We start from the raw sequence: 17,229 nt of genomic DNA, 5'->3' as shown, positions 1-17,229 counted from the left end.
TTCTAAATGGTTTTCAGATCTTTCATATTGTTTTTGTTGTTGGTGCAGGTATCAAATGAAGGATTCACCCAATCAATTCCTAAGAATTCCAATACGGTCAAATTCAAGAATATTTCGCTCAAAGAAGGGCTGTCCCAAAGTTCTGTGTTATGTGTTTTACAGGACGATAAGGGCTTTTTGTGGTTTGGCACCAGAGATGGGTTAAATAAATACGATGGTGATCAGTTTTTGACCTATCGATATGACCATGAGGACGAGCATAGTCTCAGCAGTGGAATTATAAAATCTCTCTTTCAGGACAGCTTAGGTACCTTATGGGTAGGTACCCAGAATGGATTGAACAAGTTTATTCCTGAAGAGAAGGCCTTTGAAAGGATCGTTCCTCATATTCCAAGGAAAAACACCAGTGATTATAATGTGTCCAATATCCTCCCTGTTGACCAGGAACGCTTATGGGTGGGGACAAATTATGGGCTTGCAAAATTTGATATAGCATCAGGAAGTTACGTAGATATTTCCTCCAACAGGAAAATAAAAGAACAGCTGGGAAGCGCTATCATCAGGTCTATCTTTAAGTCACAGGACGGTCAGCTATGGATCAAAACTGTTCACCATATTTTTTTATATGACCCAGTAAATGAGGCTTTACAAGAGTATGATTACCCAACGGGTTTGGCTAGGGAGCAAAATGAAAATCAGCTGAGTACTATTTATGAGGATAGTAATGGGCGGATTTGGTTGGGGATTCGAAGTGGACTTGCCAAGTTAGATGAGGAGGAAGGCGGATTCAAAGCGTTCAAGGTGGGCAACCAATCCATATCAAGTGAGGTAAGGGCCATCAAAGAAGATCATATGGGTAATTTGTGGATAGGCACCTACAAGGGACTTTATCAATTGGATAGATCACTTACTAAAATGACGCACTTGGTGCATGATGAAAACAATCCCAATAGCTTAAGCCAAAATTCAGTCTACGATATTTGTGAGGACAGCAAAGGGGATATATGGATAGGGACCTATGCCGGAGGGGTTAATCATTATGACCGGAGTTTTGATTTGTTTAAGCATTTTACCGCAGGGACCAATAATACAAAGCTCAATTATAAAGTAGTCAGCTCTATCGTAGAGGATAAACAAGGCAACTTGTGGGTGGGAACAGAAGGTGGTGGCATCAACTTCTATGATCAACAAACGGGTAAATTCACCTATTTTACCCATGATAAAAGTGACCCGCATAGCCTGAGCAACAACAATGTGAAGGCGATCATTCAGGATTATAGAGGAGGGTTCTGGATTGGCACCCATGAAGGAGGGCTAAATTACCTTAATCCGAAAAATAAACCTTTCAAATTTGAGCATTATCAACATATTCCTGGACGCGATAGTGGGTTAGCGGATAATAGGGTGATAGCACTTCATGAAGATAGCAAAGCTAAAATTTGGATCGGTACTTCAGGCGGAGGACTCAATGTTTTGGATGCTAAGGATGGGGTGGTCCGGCGTTTTCCCGACCCTAATGGGCAAATCAGTAAAATAATATTCACCATTATATCATCCGACAATGGGGATTATATCATAGTAGGAGGAGATAAAGGCATTGCTAAAATCAACACCAAAACAAAAGAGGTGGAGCAAGTTGAATATTCCAGCCAACGTCATGAAGTTGAAAGGAAATGGGTGCTATCGCTATTTTTGGATGAGGAGAATAAATTATGGGTCGGAACGGAGGGAGAGGGAGTTTTTTGTTATGATCAAGATAAAAAATCCAGCGTTCAGTATGGTGTCAATGAAGGGTTGCCAAGTGCCATTATATACGGGATTTTACCTGACGATAGGAATAACTTATGGTTTAGTACCAATAGGGGGCTTTCAAGGATGAACACCTATACGGAAACGATCAAGAATTTCGAGGATTCGGATGGACTACAAAGCAATGAGTTTAACTATGGAGCCGTTCTAAAGAATGCGAAGGGTGAGCTGCTTTTTGGAGGAGCCAATGGGTTAAATCTTTTTGACCCTGCAGCTATTCAGGAAAATACCTTTATCCCCCCAATAGCCATTACAGGCATTGACGTGCACAATAAACCCTTTCTGAATATTACTGAAGACGTATCAGGAATCGATCTGAACTATGACCAAGATGTGATCAATATCGACTTTGTGGCTTTAAGTTATTCTCAGCCTGACAAAAACCAATACGCCTATATGCTGGAAGGTTTTGATAAGGAATGGAACTATATAGGAAATAAGCACTCTGCTACTTACACTAACTTGGATGCCGGAGACTATGTGTTTAAGGTCAAGGCCTCCAACAATGATGGGTTGTGGAACGAAAAAGGAGCTGTATTGCCTATTTCCATTCAGCCAGCACCATGGGCAACATGGTGGGCCTATAGTTTGTATGTTTTGATAGTACTATTGATTACCCATCAGGGAAGGCGTTATTGGTTGATCAGAAGTAGAGAAAAGAATGAACTGAGGGAAGAGAGGTTGGCCAAAGAACGCATCGAAGAGGTAAATAGGTTGAAATTGCAGCTATTTACCAATATCTCACATGATTTTAGGACTCCCCTGACCCTGATTGTGGGGCCGTTGCAACGGATGATGCAAGGAAACAAAGGAGATGCATTTATTCAGCAGCAACATAAAGTAATGTTCAGAAATGCAAGTGTCCTGATGCAGCTGATCAATGAGCTACTGGATTTTAGGAAAAATGAAGCAGGGAAACTACAATTACAGGCGAATAAACATGACCTCGTCGCCCTGGTAAAAGAGGTCAAATTGGCTTTTGAAGAAATAGCCAATATTAAAAATATCCAAATGGATTTTGATTCGGAAATTGAATTTATGGAGCTTTGGTATGACAGAATGAAGCTTCAGAAAGTCCTCTTTAACTTGCTGTCAAATGCCTTCAAGTATACACCAAATCATGGCCATATTTCCCTGTCCATTGCCAAGGCCAGGAAAAAGGAAAAAGAAGAAGGGTATGCGGTGATAACCATAGCTGACAATGGAAAAGGGATCTCCAAAGAAAGCCTGCCCTACGTTTTCGATAGGTTTTATCAGCAGGGTGAAAGAACGGGGTCTGGTATAGGTTTGGCACTTAGCAAAAGCATCATAGCGCTTCATCAAGGTACTGTGGAAGTAGAGAGTGAAGAAGGTAAAGGAACCACATTTACAGTAAAGCTCCCGCTAGGCAATGCACATATTCGGGCTGATCAACTGGTCAAAGAAGAGGAACAAGAAGTGATGTTGGGTATGGATAGTACAGTGATCCGAAAGAATGAATTGCTGGAGGAGGAAGAAGGTCTAACGGAGTCACCAAACAGCGACCCCCATAAACCATCTATCTTGGTAACGGAAGATAATGGAGAACTGAGAGCGCACCTTTGCAGCATTCTTCATGAAAAATACAATGTATATGAAGCAAGCAATGGTCAAACCGGATTGAAGATTGCCTTGTCCCGCCCTGTCGATTTGATCTTGAGTGATGTAATGATGCCCAGGATGGATGGAATGGAGTTATGTGACCTTCTAAAATCAAATATCAGGACTTCCCATATCCCCATCGTGTTGCTGACAGCCAAAACCTCAGAAGACTTTCAAAAATCAGGGTACAAAAAAGGAGCAGATGCTTATATTACCAAGCCCTTTGATGCAGAAATTTTATGTATAAGGATTGATCATTTGATTACTTCCAGGAGGTTGCTGATAGAAAAATTCAAGAAGGACATTATTCTTCAGCCCAAAGAGGTCACTGTGAGTTCAGCGGACGAAGAGTTTTTGGACAAGGCCATTACCATCGTGGAAAAGCACCTGAAAAACGAAGCATTCAATGCGGCTTTTTTGGTTTCCGAAATGGCTATGAGCAGATCGGTAGTATACAGGAAATTAAAGGACCTTACGGATCAGTCTATCTCCGAATTTATCCGTACTATAAAACTAAAACGCGCCGCCCAATTGCTAAAACAGTCAGATATGACCATATCGGAGATATCATTTGAGTTGGGATTTAATGATAAAAAATACTTTAGGGATTCCTTTAAAGCACTGTTTAATTGCCTCCCCTCTGTCTACCGTAACGGCCTTGATCATCAAAATGAAAAAGCAGGTGGTTTGAAACAATGAGGATAGTAACTTTCTTTCTCACACCTAAAAAAAGGAGTATACGTACTTATGGTCACTGACCAATTCGGAGACTCTTCGACCCAACTAATGCTGAAGGAATAGGACAAAGGCTGGGGAATTTATACTTACAAAGCCGGTGCCATAGGTACCGGCTTTTTGTATGTGCCCCATCAGTTCTCTCTTATCTTTTATCCTGGGCTTAATGGTTTCTTTTTATAGACTTAATGAACAATTAATCAATAAGTAAAATAGGGATAAAGGCCAATTTGACGATACAGGCCTGTTTTGACCGATTTGTCCCTCCAAAATGAGCAATTATCCCCCTTGGTTATTAAGGCCAATTACCAAGATTTGTCATAGTTAACCAATCTAAACAACGTCTTATGGCAAGAATTCTAAAAATATTAAACAACGCCAAGCCCTGGTATTATATAGGGCTAAGTGCGATGTTGAACTTATGCATTGCTTTTCACCCACAAGCTTTGGCTGGTTCGACGTTATCAGAAAAAGGTACTTACATGGTCGCCAAGGAAGTGACAGGTAATGTAAGGGATGAACAAGGTGCGCCGCTAGTAGGTGTGGCCGTTTTAGTAAAAGGAACCAGTATCGGAGTGGTTACTGATATGGACGGAAATTTTGCGATCAGCAACGTTCCGGATGATGCGAGTACATTGATCGTTTCTTTTATTGGTATGAAAACCCAAGAGGTAGATATCTCCAATGCTGCAAAGATCGAGGTCGTTTTGGAAGAAGATATTTTCTCGATTGAAGAGCAGGTGGTAATAGGATATGGCACTACCAAAAAAAGCGACCTTACTGGAGCGGTGTCCAGTGTGTCCGCCAAGGACTTTGAGAAGCAACCGGTCACCAGAGTAGAAGATGCCTTGCAGGGTAGGGCAGCTGGTGTACAGGTACTCAAAAGTTCCGGTGTGCCCGGGGCGGATGTTCAGATCAGAATTCGCGGTGCCAACTCAATCAATGGCAACAACCAACCACTGGTGGTCATCGACGGTGTCATCGGAGCCGACCTAAGATCGATCAATACCAATGACGTGGAATCCATGGAAGTTCTCAAAGATGCTTCAGCTACAGCGATATATGGCTCAAGAGGAGCCAATGGAGTGATTTTGGTGACGACCAAAAGAGGAAGCGGCAAAGCCAACGTCAGTCTTAGTGCCTTTACTTCTATATCATCCGTTACCAATCGCATCGATGTATTGTCACCACAAGAATTTGGTAACATGTTCGATTTGCCGGTGATAGATGGGGGGACTGATTATCAAGATGAGTATTTTCAAAATGGCTATGCCAATAATGTACAGTTGTCTGTCAGTGGAAAAAGTGACAATGTAGGTTACTTCATTTCAGGAAATGTCTTGGACCAGTCCGGAATAGCGCTAAACTCAGATTATAAACGCTACTCTTTAAGGGCCAATATCGATTCAGATATAACAGATAAGCTATCTGTTCAGCTTAATATGTATGGTAGCAGCGAAAAGACCCTAAACTTGGTTTCCGGTGGTAGTTCATCCTCATCAGATACCAGAGCAGGGATTATTGCCGTTTTGGGATGGGATCCTACATTGCCCATCATGGATGAAAACGGAAATTATAACCTCCTTTCTTCCAATGGCTCCGGGTTGATCAATCCGGTAGCGGAAAGGTTAGAGTCAGAACTCAATGCTACCACGGGCATCATAAACTCCAATTTTAATGTGAGCTATGATTTTACAGACCACTTAAAATTGACCGTTATTGGTGGATTGATTCATCGGAATGTGTTAAATGAATCCTACAGGGGAATTCCTGCAGGTACCGTATTGAGCGATCCAGTAGGATCAGGGGCCACCAGCCAGTCCACGACACTCCAAAACAGCAATATCCTTACTTGGGATAGAAGTTTTAACGACCTTCATCACCTTAAAGTAACCGGTTTATTTGAAATTCAGCAGTTTGTCAATAAAGGTTTTTCGGCTGGCTCTGGACAGTATACCATCCCAGCCAATTTTTACTCGCTGAACTTGGGAACAACTCCCTCAGTAAATGCCTCCCTGAGCAAAAGTAAAATAGTTTCTTATATGGGGAGAGGGGAGTATAATTTTGATAGGAAATTGTTCTTGACCGCTACACTAAGAACGGATATTTCATCACGTTTTAGACCAGAAAACCAAGTAGGGGTATTTCCATCTGCATCCGCAGCTTATCAATTTGAAAATGTCATGGGGGACGTGATCGAAACCCTGAAACTAAGGGCCGGATATGGAGAAACAGGCAACCAGGCCATTACTCCCTATTCTACCTATAATACGTTACAGACAGGACAAGACTATCCAATCAATGGCACTACCGAAGCTAGGGGATTGATTTTGGGAGATATTGCCAATCCTGATCTCACTTGGGAAACAACCAAGCAAACCAATATCGGTGCTGACCTGACATTCTTGTACGGAAAGTTCAATCTTAGTATCAACAAGTATTGGAAGAATACGGTCGATCTATTGCTCAATGTACCATTACCTTATTTTGTGGGAGGTGGTGCAGTCACCCGTAATGTCGGGGAAGTCTCCAATAGTGGATGGGAAATGAGCCTCCAGACGCACCTGATCAATAACAACAGTTTTCAATGGGATGTCAATGCGAATTATTCTTATAACCAAAATGAAGTCAAAAGTTTGACTGAAGGTCAAAATGAGATCTTGATCAGCCCTGTAGGAGGGGTGGCCAACTCCACTGGTGCTTATGTCCTGCTAAAAGAAGGCATGCCAATGGGACAATTTTATGGAGCAACATTTATGGGAACCTATAAAACAGGTGAAACGGGAGGTACTCCAGGTAGTGCAAAATACCTCACTGATAGTGACGGTGATGTGGCCTTGGATGTCATTGGCAACGGCACACCTGAGCATACGTGGGCTATCAATAATACGATGACGTGGGGTAATTTCGACTTAAATTTCTTGATCAGAGGAGTGCATGGATTTGATGTGATGAACTTTACCAGGGCAAAAATATCCATGGCTGGAGGAGTGCAATCATTGCCCACTTACGGGGAATATCGGAATCACTGGACACCCGAAAATCAAACAGAAATACCTGCATCTGGAGACTTGTTTATCAACTCAACAAGGTTTGTAGAAAAAGGTGACTTTGTTCGGTTAAGTAACTTGGCATTGGGGTATAACCTTGGTGATAAAGGCCCCTTCAGTAGTTTTAGGGTCTATGCCAGTGCCCAGAACCTCTTCACGTTGACTTCTTACACAGGATTTGACCCCGAAGCGAGTTCCCTTGGAGCCGGAAATGGCGCTGCGTCATCCATTGATTATGGCGCTAATCCCAACTCGAGGACCTATACTTTTGGTGTAAATATTGGATTTTAAATAAACGCATTGAATCATGATAAATATAAAGATCAAATTTTCCGCACTCTTGGTACTTTTCGCAAGTATCGTGATGATTCCAGCATGTACTTTGGAAGAAGATCCATCGGAAGCAAGACTGGATCCATCCTCATTAAACTCTGAGGAAGCATTGGAAGCGGCCGTGGTGGGAATGTACAGGAAATTCACGGCTAGTATGCAGTGGGCCCATACTTGGATGAGGTCTTACGGAGGGGATGATGTCACCACACACAGTGGAAAGAACAAGCAGGGTTTTAGAGATGCCGACAAAATGGAAATGAGCTCCTTGACCAGTGGTGTGGAGCTTGGTTATAATTTGCCCTATGCCACCATCAAAGAGGCCAATAACATTATTGCCAATGCTGAAAACATCAGTTCAGGAGATCAAGCAAGCATAGACGCCTTGATAGGAGAGGCCTATTTTCTGCGGGCGTTTTCCTATTTCCATTTGGTACGGACATTTGGAGAAGTGCCATTGGTCATCACTACTGACATTACTGGAAGTGTGGACATGGAAAGGACTGATCTTCAGACTATCTATGAACAGATCGAAAGTGATTTCCTAATGGCAGAAAGTATGTTGCCAGCTATCTACCCAGGCGTGCCGGCAGCCATTCGACCTAACAGTGGGTCCGCTAGGGCATTCTTGGCCAAGCTGTACATGCACTGGGCGGGATGGCCATTGAAGGATTCTTCAAAATACGCCATGGCCGCCAGCAGCGCCAAGCAGGTCATCGATAATGCCGAAGGACATGGGTTTGCCCTGGTGCCAGATATGGGGACATTATGGTCGATCCAAGACGAAAACAGGTTCAATACGGAAATTGTGTTTGGACTAGGCCATGCCGCCAACATCAATCAGGGCCCTTATTCCAATCGGCATACCGGCCGGCCGGGGTATCCGGGTGATGTCCAAGGCTGGGCGGAGATCTTTGCAGAGATAGCCTTTTTCAATGATTTTCCGGAAGGACCTAGAAAGGAAAATACCTATAGGACAGAAGTTGAGTTTAATGGAGAAACCATTTATTGGGAAGATTTTACAGACGAAAGACATCCTATGTTCCTCAAGGTCACAGGCTATCAGGATGAGATAGCCACGAATAACTCCGTAACTATGATGACCACCTACTGTATGCGCTATGCGGACCTCCTACTCTTATATGCAGAGGCAGAAGGCCGCTCAGGAGGCAGTAGCCCTGCCGCTTGGGAAGCATTGAACATGGTAAGAAGAAGAGCTAATGAGCTTCCTGTGGACGAAGCCAATGCTACAGTGGATATTACTACCGGTGACCTCGCCGAAATGGCCTATACCGAAAGAAAATGGGAATTGGCCGGGGAGTTTAAACGATGGGATGATTTGACCAGAATGGAAAGAGTGGCTGATGCACTTGCAAACCGCTCCTCTGAAGAGCTGGTAGGTCCTGTTACCGGTGATACTAGTCCAGCAAACTACTTCGCCAAAATCCCTGAAGCAGAAATCACTGTGGCACCTCAACTCGATGAGTAAGCACGGAGCCATTCCTGGGGTAATAAATGACAATTGTCTACATATTGAATTAAAGTCAATTTAATTGACTAAAAGTTTATGTTGTCACCCGTTAGGTAATGGTAATCTGTGCACTTCTAACCTGAGGGAAGTTGAACCCGATTTTTGTCCGCCACAGCGGATCAGGTCGCAATGCCTGTGTGCCGTGGCGTAGACAGCCTAATGCATATTTCGGGTTGAACCCGGACTATGCGTTAGGAATCGTAGTGAGAGCTGAAATTGCAAGAAAATCAGTTAGTTTGGAGGCATTAGCGTAGCACCGCTACGGTTATGCCGAAAACTAAAGTGAAACGGCTGATTTTGAAGCAGTTTCAGGTCGCAACACCTGTGCGCCGTGGCGTAGATAGGCTAATGCATATTTCGGGTTGAAGGAAGGGGAAATGGTTTCCTCTTCCAATTTCTTCCCCTATTTCAGAAGTAAAAGTGAAGGAGGTAGGACGGCTTGGAATGCCGGCAATAGGATATAATAATAAAAGTGAACCTATTAAAGAAAATAATGAATCAACCCATCAAAAATAGAGACATTCTTCAGCTACTTTTAGTGGCATGTACGGTGGCATCGATCAGCTGCAGCTCTCCATCAAAGGAGGAAAAGAATAGTCACAATATAAGTGATAACAGTCCAAATGAAGCGTTTGATATAGCTGAAGCCGTGAAGGTGTGTGAAATGCAATTGGAGAAAACCATCCAAAAAGTAACAGATCTATCCAAACATCCTAGGTTAATAGAAACAGACCAGCAGGAGTGGAAGCAAGTGCCCAATGGTAGATTGGTATGGACATCAGGGTTTTATCCAGGTATTCTTTGGTACATGTATGATCTGAGTGGAAAAGAAAAGTGGAAAAATGAAGCGATAAAGAGGACGGAGGTATTCGAATCATTCAAAACGATCACAGCGCACCATGATATTGGGTTTATGATGTTTCCTGCGTATGGAAATGGGTATGAACTAGGAGGCAAGAAGGAATACAAGGACATCTTACTGACTTCGGCAGCTTCATTGGCCAGTAGGTATAATCCCGAAGTGGGGACGATTAAATCATGGTCAAATGAAATGCATCCGCGGTGGAAACAACATATTACCATAATAGATAATATGCTTAATTTGGAGCTGTTGTTTTGGGCAGCAAAACATGGTGGGGATGCTAGGTTTTATGAAATAGCGGTCAATCATGCAGAGACCACCATGAAAAACCACTTTAGGGAAGACTATACATCTTGGCATGTTTTGGAATATGACTCCCTGACTGGTGAAGTGCTCCACAGACATACCAAGCAAGGCTATGGAGATGATAGCAGGTGGGCCAGAGGCTTGGCATGGGGGATTTATGGTTACAGCATGGTGTATAGAGAGACAGGAGATAAACAATTTTTGGATTTTGCGATAAAGATCACAGATAAGTACTTGTCCCTGCTACCTGATGACATGGTACCTTATTGGGATTTTGATGCGCCCAACTTGCCACAGCAGGAGCGAGATGCCTCTGCAGCAGCTATTGTAGCTTCTGGGCTAATAGAGCTGAGCACATTGGTAGATGACCAGAATGTACAACAAAAATACATGGAGGCAGCAGTTGCCATGCTACAATCCCTGAGTTCGGAGAAATACTCGGGAAATGGAAAATCCGATTCCTTTTTATTGCACTCAACTGGGGCCAAACCTTTGGGACATGAGATAGATGTAGCGTTGATCTATGCAGATTATTATTACATCGAAGCATTGGATAGGTTATCAAAACTAACAACCAGCCGATAAGATGAAGCCGAGGAGTAAACCTGTCTTTCAGCTGCTAGCTGGGATTGTGCTGATCGTATGTTTCTCCTGCCATGCACAGGAGGATGAGGCCGGAAAGCGCCCCAATCTACTTTTTATTTTTCCTGACCAGCTTAGGAATGCCGCCATAGGGGTTAACAACGAAGACCCTGTACACACCCCTTATATGGACCAGTTGGCCAAAGAAGGAATGGTTATTAATAATGCCATCAGCAATATTCCTCTTTGCAGTCCTTATAGGGCCATGTTGATGACCGGCAAATTACCCTACCATAATTCAGTATTGAGTAATTGCAACTCAGCTCGGTACCGGTACAATAATTCTTGGCAAAAGGAAGATGTAAGTTTTTCCGATATATTGAGAAGGAATGGGTATGATGCAGGCTATGTGGGGAAGTTGCACCTGACTTCTCCAGCCCCAATCCCGGGAATAGATTCTGTTATTTGGGATGCATATACACCCCCAGAGGATCGGCATGGGTTTAACTTCTGGTATTCCTATGGCACTTTTGACCAACACCATTCGCCTCACTATTGGGTCAATAATGCCCCGAAAGATGAACTTAAAGAAGTGCAGGAGTGGTCAGCAAAACATGAAGCAGAAGTGATCATTGACTACATCAAAAACGATGAAAATAGAAACAAGGATAAGCCATTTGCCCTTTTTTGGTCGGTTAATCCTCCCCATCCTCCCTATCCACTAGTACCTGCCAAATACCTGAAACCCTATGAAAACAAAAGTAATGAGGAGTTATTGGTAAGGGAGAATGTTCGGTTTGGAAACACTACAGAGGAGTTGGCACGTCATCCAGGAGGTACCCGGGGAAGAACAGATTTGGCCAAGGAACATGCCAAGGATTATTTTGCCATGGTGACAGGAGTGGATGCACAAATAGGCCGTGTGTTGGCCGCACTGGAAGAAGAAGGATTGTCTGAAAATACAATCGTAGTGGTTACTTCTGACCATGGAGAAATGATGGGTAGCCATGGTTTAATGTCGAAAAATGTGTGGTTTGATGAAGCAATCAATATTCCCTTTATTATTCGTTGGCCAGCAAAGATCAAGGCAAACCAAGAAAGTGACGCCTTTATAAGTGTTCCTGATGTAATGCCCACTTTATTGAACTTGATGGGAGCCACCGACGGAATCCCAAGGGATCTGGATGGGAGTGATCTCTCCACCCAAATTCTTGAAAATTCACCTCAGTTGCCGGATTATGCTTTGTACTATTATATCGAAGCAGGGCAACCAGCCTCTGGACACCGTGGTATCAAGACCAGTAAAGCCACTTATGTAATCACCTATGACAAGAGTGGCAAAAAGCACCACTTCTTGTACGACAATGTCAATGATCCTTTCCAAATGCATAACATTGCAGCAGATGACCCGGATTTGGCCAAATTGCTCCATGAGAAACTGCTGAAGGCTTTGGAAGAAAAAAAGGATCCATGGTTAAGAAAACATCAATTAAGTTTGTGATCATATATGCTACCAATGACTATTGTGATCAGTACTAAGAAGAATAACAGGTCTACTTTACACGCTAGTTTTTGGATAGTAGTTCAATTGCTCTTGTTAAGTTGCTCCTCGATGGGAAGGGATGAGGCCGTCATCAGAATTGATTTTGATCATTACAGTGTGAATGATTCAGGTGATTTGCTGCTCGCAAATGATCCTGCTAGTTGGAAAGTGGAAGAAGGCAAATTAGCATGTATGGTCAGCAATAAAAACCAATATTTGATGCTAAAAAACGATAGTATAGCCCGCGACAAAGGGACTCTTTCGATCAGAACCAGATTAGGGTTTTATAACGACCACGTAGAGACAAGAGGAGTCAATTGGGTGGGGTTTTGTATTGGCTGTAATCGTATAGGTGATAGCCCGGCTAATCCCATTGGTCTAAAGGCGGGTATAGGAACCAATGGTTCGTTATTTATCGGTGACCCGAACATAGGCCATATCGATAACCCACTGGGAAAGGCGTTGGATGGAGAGCTGGAGCTAGAGATGGAAATATCATCCAAGAGCTCCCATAATGCCATAAATTTAAAAGTATTACAAGCGGGGACAGGGAATGTCCTTGCCCATATTTCCAAGAAAAAGATTTCTTCCAAGACCTTGAAAGGTATGGTTGGTTTGGTAAGTGACTTTAAGTCCAGCGAAGAAAGGGCAAACAAGAAAAGTGCATATTTTACCTATTGGGAAATATCCCGAGGTAACCTGAACAAGAATTAACCCGGTTTATGCATTATCAGTTAGTTTGGAGGCATTAGCGTAGCACCGCTACGGTTATGCCGAAAACTAAAGTGAAACGACTGATTTTGAAGCAGTTTCAGGTCGCAACACCTGTGCGCCGTGGCGTAGATAGGCTAATGCATATTCCGGGTTAAATAAGGTGAAGGAGGTTTATTTTCCCAATTATTATAGAATTTCTACAAATTAATTTAGATGAAAAACAGCTTAGTTTTATTGGTCCTATTTACTCTATTAGGAGGCATTGCTCATACGATGGCCCAAGAAAAGAAACCCTATGTAACGTCGTTTGAAAGTAGTGGGATACTAGGTAGGTATGAAGTTTCTGGAGATTCCTACATAAGATTAAGTAGTGATCATCAACGATTTGGGAATACATCTCTCCGATGGGAATGGGATAGTACAAACAGTTTTATAGAAACCAGTCATTTGTCACTACTAGGTCCTGATCCTACGAAAAAGGAATTTACCAAGCTATTTCCGGCAAGTCCTACGTTTAATCTGTCGATCTATAGTGAGTCCCCACAATCTGGAACTATAAAAGTAGCTTTTTATCGTGATCGTAAAGAAGTCTATTGGTTCACCATCCCGGTAAACTTTTATGGTTGGCGCACGATCAGGGTGCCATTTTATGAAATGCAAGGGGATGTGCCGTCCAAGACCGAAGCGGTAGATTTCGATAGGTTAAGATTGACCGGGACTGCTTCGGAGGGTTGTTTGTTTGTTGATGATATAGTTTTTTCCCAATATCAAGATGACAGGCATCAGTATCCAGACCAAATCGTCCCTTTTCTGAAAAAGGACCAAGACCATAGTATAGACCATTGGATGCCCCTAATCTACAACTGGGAGCTTTTGCAGAATATGGAAATAAATCCTGTCACCAAGGCTCAAAAGGAAGATATGAGACTGGTTAAAATGAGGCTAGACAGTATGTTGCTTTCTGGAATGGAGCAGCGAGGAATGGCCGAGGTCGTGGAAGCGTTTGGTTCATTGGGCATTACGGAAGATAAGGGAACAGTGAAGGGGCCTCCATTGACGTTTAACCTCCAAGAAGTGTACTATGATAGTCTCCAACAAGGACCGATGGTTCATAACAAAATACGGGATTTCGGTGTGATCATCAAGAACATGGCAGCTACGTATTTTGCAGTTCCTGATGATAAAGACCAGCAATCTATCAAGGAGAAATTTATTTTGGCAGCCAGGTATTACTTGGACCAAGGATGGCAAAAAGGAAGTTCGGGAGGTACTAGACACCATATAGGCTATCAGACGAGGGAGTTGACGGAAGCTTTTTACCTTATGAGCGAGCCACTTGCTGAAGCTGGCTTATTGACAGAAGTGGGTAATAGCATCAAATGGCTAGGTAATTTTGGGATGATATTGGATGATGAGGAGGCGTTTAATGTCAATATCGATTACCTCAACACCCAGTCATTTAATCATTTGGCCAGTGTGTTTTTGACCGAAGGGGAGAATAAGAAGGGAACTTTATTGACTGCATTTTCCAATTATTTAAGTGTGATTTTAGCACAGGAAGATAAAGAGTGGGGCTTCAAAGCAGATGGTACTACTTGGCATCACAGCGGGCATTATCCTGCTTATGGAATGGGAGCGTTCTATGAGGTTCCAAAACTTTTTTATTGTTTGTCAGGCACCACCTTCAATATTAAAGAAACTGGGCACTATAATTTCCGACGGGCGCTACTGACCACCACTAGATATAGCCACACCTACGATTGGGGATTTGGCAACGCAGGGCGCCATCCATTTGGCCAGAACAGTATAAGTGGTTTAAAAGACGCCTTTTATTTGATGGCACTTTCTGGAAGTCCTAGTGGTGATCAGAATGTGGACCCAGCAGTAGCGGGCGATTTCCTGTACCTATGGGGGAAAGAAGACCCGGGAAAAGCACAGGAATTCCGTGCATTGGGTATCCAAAAATCTAACTTGCCCTCTTACAAATCCTTGCCTTATGGGGCTACGGCCATTCATAGAAATGGAGACTGGGCAGCCATCATAAAAGGCTACAGTAAATATGTATGGTCATCCGAAATATACCCCGCCAGTAATCGCTACGGAAGGTACCCTGCCAATGGAAGCGTACAATTATTATCGTCAGGAGGTCAAGAAGCCAGTGGAGTCGTGGAGGCAGGCTGGGATTGGAATCGCTTTCCGGGCACTACTGTACTTCCTATGCCTTTTGAAGAGCTGGAGACTGAAATGGCCTTGTTGATGTTCCTGTCAGAAGAGACGTTTGCAGGGGCCACGCAGCTGGAAGGAAACGGCGTTTTTGGAATGGTGCTAAATGCCGGTGTTGGAAAAAATGCCGATGGATTGGCAGAAGACAGAACAGTGGAGTTGCCGGGTAACCTAAAAGCTAAAAAGTCCGTTTTCTCTTTTGGAAATAAACTCATCTGTATAGGTACGGGAATTAGCAGTGATGATTTAATGCACCCAGTACAAACAAATCTATTCCAATCTGAATTACGGCCTCAGCATCAAACCATCACTACTGCTGCCCAAGGCACTGTGAAGGGATTTCCCAATTCGGGAGTAACCACAAAGTGGATTATCGATAATTATGGTAACGGCTATTATCTATTGGATAGCAGCAATGTCATCTTTTCCATGGCAAAACAAGATTCCTATCATAACAAATATTCGGTGAATACAGGTAACATGCACCCACTTGGAGATGGAAATAAAACAACTCAAGGGAATTTTGCTACAGCTTGGATAGATCATGGCAAAGTTCCCAAGGCAGAAAGTTATCAGTATGTCATCTATCCATTTATGGAGCACAAGAAGGTACAGGGTTTTGGAAGAAAAGCCCCAAATGACTTTGATATATTGAAAGCTGATGAATATGCACACATAGTGGAAGACCATACATCATCTACTCGAGCGTATGTGATCTTCGATGCCACGAAATTTACAGGGGACAGTTTGATTAGTGCCATTTCTGCACCTAGCTTGGTAATGGTCAAGAAGGCCCAAGGAGGAACATTGAAAATAAGTGCAGTAAATCCTGATCTTAATTTTCCGGACAACCCCAAGAAGAAAAATGGATTTGATAACTATAGTAAGCCGGTGACTTTAACCATAAGCCTAGAGGGCAAATGGAAGGTAATAGGTGATGGGGTTATGCGATCAGAAATTTCAGGAAGTGAAAATACGACAAGCGTTCAGCTCGAATGTGTAGACGGAATACCTTGTTACCTAGAGTTAAGCAAAACCAACGAACCTGTTGATGAAGAGAGTATTCTGGATCAAGCGGAAAAGTTGGGGGGATGATGTAACGCTGATTTACCTCGGCGAGACAGGTGACACAAATGATTATGATTTGCCCTGATTTTTTTTCTTAAATTGGAAAAGTCAAGTAGCAAAAAAAAGCCCTGAAAGGGCGTAACATCCATAGCCATGGACAGCGCTATGTGTTTGCCCATATGGACGGTACACTGTTTCGCAAGAAAGGGAAGCATCATGCCGTAGGTATGAAAGCTTGGTAACAGCCACGGGCATCAATCCTCTGTAATGTGCCATAGGTACATCACATTTGAGATTCTTTATCCATCTTCAATTACCGAATGTTTACCATGGGCGCTCACCGGGATCGATGAGTCCGACAATTAGCGGTTCGGGTTTTGTAATCCCGGAACCGGAATAATGGGGATTTGAAATCCCCATAGGCCATTTGTGAAGAGTACATACATCAATAAGGATATAGATTTTTAGCAACTTACATGCGTTAGCCTGACGGCTATGGGCCGCTAGACAGGTTCACCATCCGTCGCCTCAATCTCCAAACAACCTCATTTTTTTGCACTTTCAACTCTTTTCGCTGTCGGGACAGGCGATAACGATTCCTACTGCATAAACTGGATTAACCTTATCATAATTGGATGTAAAAAAATTGCCCCTAACTTTTCACTTGATCAGATTTTATCAAAATTAGCCATATTTCAATCAGATGGCGATACACCATCATTTTTAATTTGGTCATTGGTTATTATAACCAGCTTTGTCTCTTTATGATAGACCATTGCATAAAATTTTCCTTCCTATATTCTTGCTATTCCTGATTTTTATCCTTTATATTGATCATCCATTAATTGGTCAACCA

Annotated in this window: 7 protein-coding genes; all 7 read left to right on the top strand. The window is 42.9% G+C overall.

Translation table 11 applies throughout. The features are described 5' to 3' along the window. Positions 1-6: 6 nt before the first annotated feature. The gene (locus tag DN752_RS00885) at positions 7-4,128 is read left to right on the top strand and encodes a hybrid sensor histidine kinase/response regulator transcription factor (protein WP_112782222.1); all 4,122 of its coding nucleotides are present in this window, start codon (positions 7-9) and stop codon (positions 4,126-4,128) included. Positions 4,129-4,511: 383 nt separating this feature from the next. Next, positions 4,512-7,505, top strand: a complete 2,994-nt coding sequence (locus DN752_RS00880) for a SusC/RagA family TonB-linked outer membrane protein (protein WP_112782221.1) — start codon at positions 4,512-4,514, stop codon at positions 7,503-7,505. A 16-nt stretch (positions 7,506-7,521) separates the two neighbouring features. Next, positions 7,522-9,033 (top strand): RagB/SusD family nutrient uptake outer membrane protein, encoded by a 1,512-nt coding sequence (locus tag DN752_RS00875; RefSeq protein ID WP_112782220.1) that lies wholly within the window; start codon positions 7,522-7,524, stop codon positions 9,031-9,033. Positions 9,034-9,568: 535 nt separating this feature from the next. Then, positions 9,569-10,828 (top strand): glycoside hydrolase family protein, encoded by a 1,260-nt coding sequence (locus DN752_RS00870; RefSeq protein WP_112782219.1) that lies wholly within the window; start codon positions 9,569-9,571, stop codon positions 10,826-10,828. Between the two features lies 1 nt (position 10,829). Then, positions 10,830-12,326, top strand: coding sequence for a sulfatase family protein (locus tag DN752_RS00865; RefSeq protein WP_112782218.1), 1,497 nt, complete (start codon positions 10,830-10,832; stop codon positions 12,324-12,326). Positions 12,327-12,437: 111 nt separating this feature from the next. After that, entirely contained in the window at positions 12,438-13,082 is a 645-nt protein-coding gene (locus tag DN752_RS00860; RefSeq protein WP_112782217.1) for a hypothetical protein, read from the top strand. Positions 13,083-13,295: 213 nt separating this feature from the next. After that, positions 13,296-16,400: a chondroitinase family polysaccharide lyase gene (locus DN752_RS00855; protein ID WP_112782216.1), complete on the top strand. Its 3,105-nt coding sequence runs from the start codon at positions 13,296-13,298 to the stop codon at positions 16,398-16,400. Positions 16,401-17,229: the final 829 nt, after the last annotated feature.

The sequence above is a fragment of the Echinicola strongylocentroti genome (genome assembly GCF_003260975.1).
GTDB classification, from domain to species: domain Bacteria; phylum Bacteroidota; class Bacteroidia; order Cytophagales; family Cyclobacteriaceae; genus Echinicola; species Echinicola strongylocentroti.
The sequence above is the reverse complement of the archived record's forward strand: the minus strand, read 5'-3'. Positions and strand labels throughout refer to the sequence as shown.